The organism is uncultured Roseobacter sp. (genome assembly GCF_947501835.1).
In the GTDB taxonomy this organism is placed as follows: Bacteria; Pseudomonadota; Alphaproteobacteria; order Rhodobacterales; family Rhodobacteraceae; genus Roseobacter.
In genome coordinates, this window is the sequence record NZ_CANMXR010000005.1 from 363,961 (window position 1) to 372,044 (window position 8,084).

7 protein-coding genes are annotated in these 8,084 nt (G+C 62.4%); 5 read left to right on the top strand and 2 right to left on the bottom strand.

The window, feature by feature from the left end; all coding sequences use genetic code 11:
* From Q1A20_RS13260 to Q1A20_RS13270, 3 genes are read left to right on the top strand one after another with little or no spacing between them, the layout of a single operon-like run.
* On the top strand, positions 1-732 hold the full coding sequence (locus Q1A20_RS13260; RefSeq protein WP_299408445.1) for a carboxyltransferase domain-containing protein: 732 nt from the start codon (positions 1-3) through the stop codon (positions 730-732).
* Positions 729-1,748: a biotin-dependent carboxyltransferase family protein gene (locus Q1A20_RS13265; RefSeq protein WP_299917084.1), complete on the top strand. Its 1,020-nt coding sequence runs from the start codon at positions 729-731 to the stop codon at positions 1,746-1,748. Before Q1A20_RS13260 ends, Q1A20_RS13265 begins: the two co-directional genes overlap by 4 nt.
* A gap of 15 nt (positions 1,749-1,763) precedes the next feature.
* Positions 1,764-2,534, top strand: a complete 771-nt coding sequence (locus Q1A20_RS13270) for a 5-oxoprolinase subunit PxpA (protein WP_299917086.1) — start codon at positions 1,764-1,766, stop codon at positions 2,532-2,534.
* A 15-nt stretch (positions 2,535-2,549) separates the two neighbouring features.
* On the opposite strand, the gene Q1A20_RS13275 is transcribed toward Q1A20_RS13270, so the two are convergent.
* Positions 2,550-3,809 carry a c-type cytochrome gene (locus Q1A20_RS13275; protein ID WP_299917092.1) on the bottom strand — a complete coding sequence of 420 codons (1,260 nt, stop codon included), beginning with the start codon at positions 3,807-3,809 and terminating at the stop codon, positions 2,550-2,552.
* A 327-nt stretch (positions 3,810-4,136) separates the two neighbouring features.
* Between Q1A20_RS13275 and Q1A20_RS13280 the strand changes: the two genes are divergently transcribed.
* Together Q1A20_RS13280 and Q1A20_RS13285 are read left to right on the top strand one after the other, a co-directional pair.
* Positions 4,137-6,215, top strand: coding sequence for a 4Fe-4S binding protein (locus Q1A20_RS13280; protein WP_299917094.1), 2,079 nt, complete (start codon positions 4,137-4,139; stop codon positions 6,213-6,215).
* Positions 6,212-7,090, top strand: coding sequence for an FAD:protein FMN transferase (locus Q1A20_RS13285; protein WP_299408458.1), 879 nt, complete (start codon positions 6,212-6,214; stop codon positions 7,088-7,090). Before Q1A20_RS13280 ends, Q1A20_RS13285 begins: the two co-directional genes overlap by 4 nt.
* Before the next feature lie 37 nt (positions 7,091-7,127).
* Here Q1A20_RS13285 and Q1A20_RS13290 read toward each other — a convergent pair whose 3' ends face one another.
* Positions 7,128-7,916, bottom strand: a complete 789-nt coding sequence (locus Q1A20_RS13290; protein WP_299410969.1) for a xanthine dehydrogenase family protein subunit M — start codon at positions 7,914-7,916, stop codon at positions 7,128-7,130.
* Positions 7,917-8,084 lie beyond the last annotated feature (168 nt).

Consider the following 8,084-nt stretch of genomic DNA (forward strand, 5'->3'; position numbering starts at 1 on the left):
ATGACCGAAGGGCCCACCATCAAAACCGTCGGCCTTTCCGGCCTGCTGGTCAGCTTTGGCACCGCGATGAGCGAGCCTGCCAATCGCGCCGCCCTTGCTTTTCGCGCCGCACTTGAGGCTGAAAACTGGCCAGAGGTCAGCGAAACAATGATGTCGCTTGTCTCCGTGTTTGTCGCCGTGGATCTGGTGAGCATCCCCGCCGCACAGGTCGAGGAGAGGTTGCGTGATCTGCTCGGCGCGCAGGATTGGACCGCAGCCCCCCTGCCCGGTGGCCGCACCAGGTGGCATGTGCCCACGGTCTACGGCACCGACCTTGCACCACAGCTTGAAGAGGCGGCAGAGGTTGCGGGCCTCGATCCGGACACCGCGATCCGGCAACTCTCAAGCGCCCGGGTGCGGGTTCTGACCCTCGGGTTTGCGCCGGGCCAGCCCTATCTGGGCGAACTTGACGAGGTCTGGAACATCCCGCGTCAACAAAACCTGACCAAAAGTGTGCCGTCCGGCGCGCTGGTCGTGGCCATCCGTCAGCTGATCATCTTCACCGCGCCGACGCCAACGGGGTGGCGCCACGTCGGCCAGACAGCTTTTCGCAACTTCGTTCTGGATGCTGCAGAACCCTTCGCGCTGTCGCCCGGTGATGAGCTGACCTTCCCGGCCATCGACCGCGGCACCTTCGATAAAATCGGCGTTGATGACCGCTATGGTGGTGCCGACCGTGAGAGCCTGGCATGAGCGCCCATCTCAAAATCCTCTCCGCGGGTCCTGCGATGAGCCTTCAGGACATGGGGCGTGAGGGTTATCTGGCGCATGGTCTGACACGCGGCGGGGCGGCCGACCGACTGGCCCTGCACGAAGGAGCGGCGCTGCTGGGCCAATCCGCCGATTGCGCAGCACTTGAAATGGTTGGCATGGGCGGCACGTTTGAGGCGACCGTCGATACGGTCATTGCCCTGACGGGCGCGCGCATGGGCGCAACCCTCAATGGCGCACCGCTGACATGGCATGCGTCCCATGCGTTGCCTGCCGGGGCCAAATTGGTGATTGGCGGTGCACAGGCCGGAACCTACGGGTATCTGCACGTCGCGGGTGGTTTCCAGACCCCCGTAGTCATGCACGCGCGCGCCAGCCACCTCAACGCACAGATCGGCGCTTTGTGTCACAGCGGCGACGCCCTTCCGATCGCTGCAACCGCCAGCGCCCGCAGCGGTTACTTCCTGACGCCAGACAGCCGGCTGCAGGGCGGTACGATCCGCGTCATCACATCGTTTCAATCCGATCAGTTTTCGCAAGAAACCCGGGACCGTTTCGCCGCCACATCGTTTCAGCGGGATGCCCGTGGGAACCGGCAAGGCGTGCGCCTGCACACCGATGAAGACGGGTTTTATGCCACCGATGGTCTGAGCATTGTCTCCGAAGTCATCACCACCGGCGACATTCAAATCGCGGGCGATGGTGCGCCCTATGTTCTGATGTGTGAAAGCCAGACAACGGGCGGATATCCCCGCATTGGCACCGTGATCCCTTGCGATTTACCCAAGGTGGCGCAGGCCCCTGTGGGTGCAACCGTGCAATTCGAGTTCATTTCGCAGGCAGAGGCGATCGAGATCGAAAAACGCGCCCGCAACGAGGTCAAGGCGCTCGCCACAAAAGCACAACCGCTGGTGCGCGATCCCTCTGACATTGCCGACCTGCTGAGCTATCAGTTGATCAGCGGCGCAGTTTCCGCCACTGCCGATCCATTTGCCTGAAAAAGGAGACGTTCCATGACCCGCGTAGACCTGAATGCAGATATGGGTGAAAGCTTCGGCCCCTGGAAAATGGGGGATGACGCGGCCCTGCTGAAAACGGTCACCTCGGCCAATGTCGCCTGTGGCGCGCACGCGGGCGATCCGGATGTCATGGCCGCGACCCTGCGTCTGGCGATGGAAAACGGGGTTGGCATCGGGGCGCACCCAGGCTTTGCCGACTTGCAGGGGTTTGGACGACAGCGCATGCAGGTGCCACGCGGGACGCTGCAAAACTCGATCCGCTATCAGGTGGCCGCCTCCCTTGGCATGGCCAAATCGCTGGGCGCAAAGGTGCGTCATCTCAAAGTGCACGGCGCCCTGGCAAACATGGCCTCGGAGGACGAAAGCCTGGCGCGGGACCTTTATGAAGCAGCGCTTTCCGTTGATCCTGATCTGATCGTCATGGTGCTCTGCGCCACAGCGCAGGAAGACGCCGTGCGCAAGCTGGGCTGCGCTTATGCGGGCGAGATCTTTGCCGATCGCGCCTATAACGATGACGCGACGCTGGTGGACCGCAGCCTGCCGGGCGCGGTGATCCATGACCCGGAGATCGCCGGCAAACGTATGGTGGAGATGGTGCAGGCCGGGGCCATCATCACCGAGACCGGCAAGCGCATCGAGACCAATATCGATACGATTTGCCTGCATGGCGACACACCCACGGCCGTTCAGATCGCATCATCCGTCCGCCGCGCGCTGGAATCCGCGGGCATCGACGTGCGCCAATTCGACGGACGCCACAGCTGACGGATGATGCAAGGGCTAGGGGCTGGTTTCCTGCTTCAGAAAGGCGATCAGATCATCGCGGTCCTGCGGTTTGGTGATGCGCTGCATCGGCATTTTCGAGCCCGGCACGTAATGATCCGGACCCAAATCGAACAGTAAATCAATCGTGTCATCTGACCAGACGATATCAGATGTCTGCAATGTCGGTGAGTAGGTGTAGCCGTCCACAGTGCCCGCCGCACGCCCGAAAAGCCCATGCAATGTCGGCCCGGCGCGCCGCTGACCATCCGGCCCCAGCGCATGGCAGATCGAACATTTGCGTTGGAACTGCCGTTCGCCATTGGTCATTTCTTCGGGCGCTTTTAGAAAACTGCGCTCGGTATTGGTCATTTGTGGCGCCGCGCCAAGGTCCTTGACGGGCCAACTGTACATGGCATCGTCCAACCCACCCGCGTGGATATTCTGACCATCCGGCGCGAAGGCCAGAGCCCAGATCGGACCCGACAAGGTGGCCCGAAAATCGTTGGAAATGCGCCAGTCTTCGGTGTCGATCAGCATGATATAGCCCTGAGCGTCCCCCACCGCGATACGCGCCACGCCCGCGTGATAGGCCATCGCCAGAATGGGTCGTCGATCCGCGGTGAAATCCCGCAGCGGTGCGCCCTCCGGCAAGTTGGCCAGACGCGTGGTGCCATCCACAGCCCCATATGCGATCCATGTTTCATCTGCACTGACGACCAGGGTGTTGATCCCGAACCCGTGATTGACCAACCGGCGCAGGGCCTCGCCGGTGCCCGCGTCCCAAACGCGGAGTGTCCCATCCGCGGATGCGCTGTAAAGCCGTTTGCCATCAGGTGAAAAGGCGACGTCATTCACGATATTGGCGTGGCCGGTTATCTCAATCGGCGCCGCGCCTTCCTCCAGCGACCATATCTTTATGGTCCGGTCCCAGCTTGCCGAGGCAACCCGCTGCCCATCAGGGGAAAGCGCCAGCTGAATGATCTTGGCGGTGTGATTGCCAAGCACGCGGGTGTCGCCGGTTGCAGCGTCCCAAATGCGCAGCGTGAAATCATCACCGGCGGAAACCACCCGCCCCTTCCCAAGATAGGCAACGGCATTTACCGCCGCCGTATGCCCTTCAAGCCATTGCGGCGCGCCATCGCGCCAGAGACCCACCGAATTGTCGAAACTCGCGGTAAGGATCGTACCGTCCTCGCCTGCCGAAATACCTTTGACCGGACCACCGTGCCCCTTCAGGGTGAAGAATTCCTGCGCTGAAACGGCGAAGGAAAACATAAGGAAAAGCGGAAAGAGACAGCCAAACAGCAGCACCATCAGACGCCTGTTTTGTCTGTTTTGCTGCGCAGATTTCAAACGTGCCATGCTAATTCTTTACCTTCGCAATCCCGTATGCCCGGCCTGGTTCAAGGCCCTGCCAGACGCGCGAAGTATTGCAAGAGAATTTGCGTCGGTCCATGGTCTGGCATTCGCGAGCCAATTTACGCCTGTGCGCGGCGAAATATTGTGCCGCCGAAACGTCATACCTTAGTCCCATAGGATGCGCACGGACCCAGGCCTAGGATCACCCATATGACAGGGAGAGAGACGGCGTTACGACGCGCAATGCAGGCGTTGACGGTTTTTACGTTCTGGGTGGCAGGTGCTATTCAGGGCCTGTGCGAGCCGTTGTCGCGGGACATCCTTGCGCCCTACATCGTGCCGCCGATGTCACTGGGCGAACAGATCAGCGAAAACGGTGTCTGGCAGCTGCTGAATTCCGGCGGGGCCGAGGCCGGTTATGTGTTCGAGACCGAACCGATGGCCCCTTTGCCCGGGTTCTCCGGCGCCCCGATCAACGTGCTGGTCGTGCTTGATCTGAACGGCCGGTTTCTGGATGTGCAGCTCTTATCCCATAACGAACCGATCTTTGTCTCCGGTCTGGGGCAAGCGCCGTTCCACAAGTTTTTTGAGCAATATCGCGGCCACTCGATCACCGACAGTCTGGTGGTTGGCACGCCCTACGGGTCAGGCGGCGATGGCTCGGCGCTGGTCTATCTGGACGGCGTCACCAAGGCCACGGCGAGTGTGCGCATCGCGCATGAGAGCGTGCTTGCCGCAACCCTGCAGGTAGCACGCGAAAAGATGAGCGGGATTGCCACCGGCCCGCCCGCCTACCCCGATCAGGAGGTCACCGAAGAGTTGACCTGGGAGGATCTGGTGACGCAGGGCATCGCCGTGCGCAAGGTGGTCACCAACGCGGAGGTCGACGCGGCCTTCGACGGCACGCTCTGGGAGGACGACGACCCCGACGCCAAGGATTATCCAGAGGAGACATACCTCGATCTTTGGGTCGTTGACCTTGGCCCACAGTCGATTGCCCGCGCGGTGCTGTCCGAGGACAGCTTGGCCGAGCTACAGCAATTCATGTCGATCTCGACCATGGACGAGCCGGTGCTGGTGGTGGAAACCGCACGCCACGGGCTGATCACGGATGACTTCGTGCGCAATACCGCACCGGATCTGATCAGCGCCGAACAGGGCGGCTTTCCCATCGCCTTCCGGGATGCGGATATCTACGTGGAAATGAACGCGGATGTGCCGGAAGAAATCCGCGATGGGACGGCGCTGATCCTGCGCACCGACCGGCGTTTGGGCTTTGACCCCACTGCAGAATGGAAGCTGCAGGTCAAGGCGCTGCGCGCGCACGGTGTGTTCCAGCCCGAGATCGGCTCGGTCACCTTTGAGGTACCCTACCAAGCGCCTGACCGTTTCTTTGCCCGTCAGGACGTGATCAAACCCGCCCCACCCTGGGTGGATGCCCTGCGCAACCGCGCGGGTGATCTGATCGTTCTGGGTGTTTTTCTGGCCGGCCTGCTGATGCTGCTGGGTCTTTCGCTCAACCGGCTGGCCGGGCATCGGTATTTCACGCCGATCCGTCTCGGCATTCTGGCTTTTGTCACCGGTTTCATCGGCTGGTGGGGTCAGGGGCAGCTGTCGATTGCCACGCCACTTGCGGTGATCCGCACCGCATTTGAAGGTGGCAGCTATGCATTCCTGCTCTATGACCCCTTCTCGCTGGCGCTCTGGGGTGTCACGATCCTCGGTTTCGTCCTCTGGGGTCGCGGTCTCTTTTGCGGTTGGCTGTGCCCGTTTGGCGCCCTGCAGGAATTCACCGCCCATCTGGGCCGCATCCTGCGCCTGCCCCAGATCGAGCCCAACGCGGTTTGGGATGATCGCCTGAAACTGTTGAAATATGTCGTCCTCGCGGGGTTGGTCGCGCTTCTTTTCACCACCCCCGCCCGGCTTGACCAGGCCATCGAGGTGGAGCCGTTCAAGACCGCCATCACCACCTTTTTCATCCGCGAATGGTACTACGTCGCTTATGCGGTTGGGCTCTTGGTGCTGTCCATGGTGCTCTTCAAAGGCTTCTGCCGCTACCTCTGCCCGCTCGGGGCGGTCATGGCTATCGGCGGGCTGCTGCGCGGTCGGGATTGGATTGCGCGGCGCACGGAATGCGGCACACCCTGCCAGCTCTGCCGTGTGAAATGCAGCTACGGCGCCATCAGGAAAACCGGCGAAATCCAGTATTCCGAATGTTTCCAGTGCCTGGAGTGCGTGACCATCCATGATGACCGCAACCAATGCGTGCCCCTCATCCTCGCCGGTAAAGGCCGTCCGCTGCAAAAGGTGGCCGCAGAATGACCCTGACCCGCCGCCGTTTTCTCACCATCACCGCCGGATTTGCCTGTGCCCCCGGGCTGGCGCAGGCCAACACATGGCAGGGCCGCGCCTTTGGGTCCGATGTGGCCATCACCCTGCGCGGCCCGCGGCAAGATACTGAGATTGCCCTGAACAAGGCCCGCGCCCAGATCGTGGAGGTTGAGAGGCTTTTCAGCCTCTACGATCCAGGCTCCGCACTCTCGCGCCTGAACAGACGCGGCGTGTTGCGCAACCCCGATCCCCGCTTTTTCGCACTGATGCAGGCGGCGGATCAGGCCTTCGATCTGACGGACGGCTTGTTTGACCCAACGGTACAACCGCTCTGGCGGGCCTTTGCCTCAGGCGAGGGCATTCCAGCAGCCCGCGACGCCGTTGGCTGGAAGCGCGTGCGCTTTAACCGGGATGAAATCACGCTGGACGCTGGGCAGGCACTGACGTTCAACGGCATCGCCCAGGGTTTTGCGACCGATCTGGTCACCGAGCTTCTGCGGGACCAGGGTCTGCAGAAGGTACTGGTCAACATCGGTGAATACCGTGCCACGGGCGGTCCCTGGCGTGTGGGGCTGAACGATCCTACGTTGGGGCATCTGGGCACCCGCACGCTGACCGATGCAGCCATTGCAACATCCAGCCCCGGGGTGATGTCGCTCGGGCGCGCGGATCACATCCTGCACCCTATTGCAGCTCCGCAATGGTCCACCGTCTCTGTTGAGGCGCAAACAGCCACGCTTGCCGACAGCCTATCCACCGCGCTGACCCTGGCAAAAACCGATCAGATCAAGGAAATACAAAAGTCGCAAACCGATCTCGGTCGCGTTACCCTGGTCTCAAAGTCTGGTGATGTGAGTACCCTCTAGCCCCGGCCCCGCGCGAAGCCGCGGGGCGGGGGATGTTTCAGGCCGCGGCGGTGACGGCGCGTTTTGTCATGACGGCGGCGAGGTGGGCGCGGTATTGGCCAGTGCCGTGCAGGTCGTTGATCATGTCGTCCCCGGAGAGCGCAAGCCCATCCAGCGCTGTGGCCGAGAAGTTCGACGACAGCGCCGCTTCGGCCTCGCCCCAGCGGAAGACGCCGTCGTTCGAGGCCCCGGTGATCGCCACCCGCACGCCCTCTGCGAACTTCGCCACAAAGACGCCGACCAGCGCAAAGCGCGAGGCGGGCTGCACGAACTTCTGATAATTCGAGGCTTGCGGCACCGGGAAGCGCACCTCGGTGATGATCTCGCCCTCCTCCAGCGCCGTGGTGAACATGCCCTGGAAGTAGTCATCCGCCGCGATCTCGCGGCTGTTGGTCACCACCGTGGCGCCTGAGCCCAGCACGGCCGCCGGGTAACAGGCCGAGGGATCGTTGTTGGCCAGCGAGCCGCCGATGGTGCCACGGTTACGCACCGCCGGATCGCCAATGTGACTGGCCAGCGCCGCCAGACCGGGGTACGCCCCCGCCTCTGCGGCCACCGTGGCATGGGTGGTCGCCCCGCCGATGCACAGTTGCCCGTCATCGCCGGTGCATACGCCCTGCATCTCGGTGATCCCGCGCAGGCTCACCAGCACGGATGGGCTCGCCAACCGCTGCTTCAGCGTCGGAATGAGCGTCTGCCCCCCGCCTAGCGCCTGCGCATCCTCACGCCCCATGGCAGCGGCGGCATCCGCCACCGTGCCGGGAGTCTCCACATCAAAATTATACATCGCTTCATCCTTTCCATCCGCCAGTTCAAAGGCGCATCTCACCTTCTTCTGGCGTCAAATATCCCGGGGAGCGCGAGGGGCTGGCCCCTCGCACGCCTACTCTGTTTACCAGGGCATCGCCCCCGTGTTCTCGAACCAATGGCGCGCATGAACGATCCCGTTCGGCTC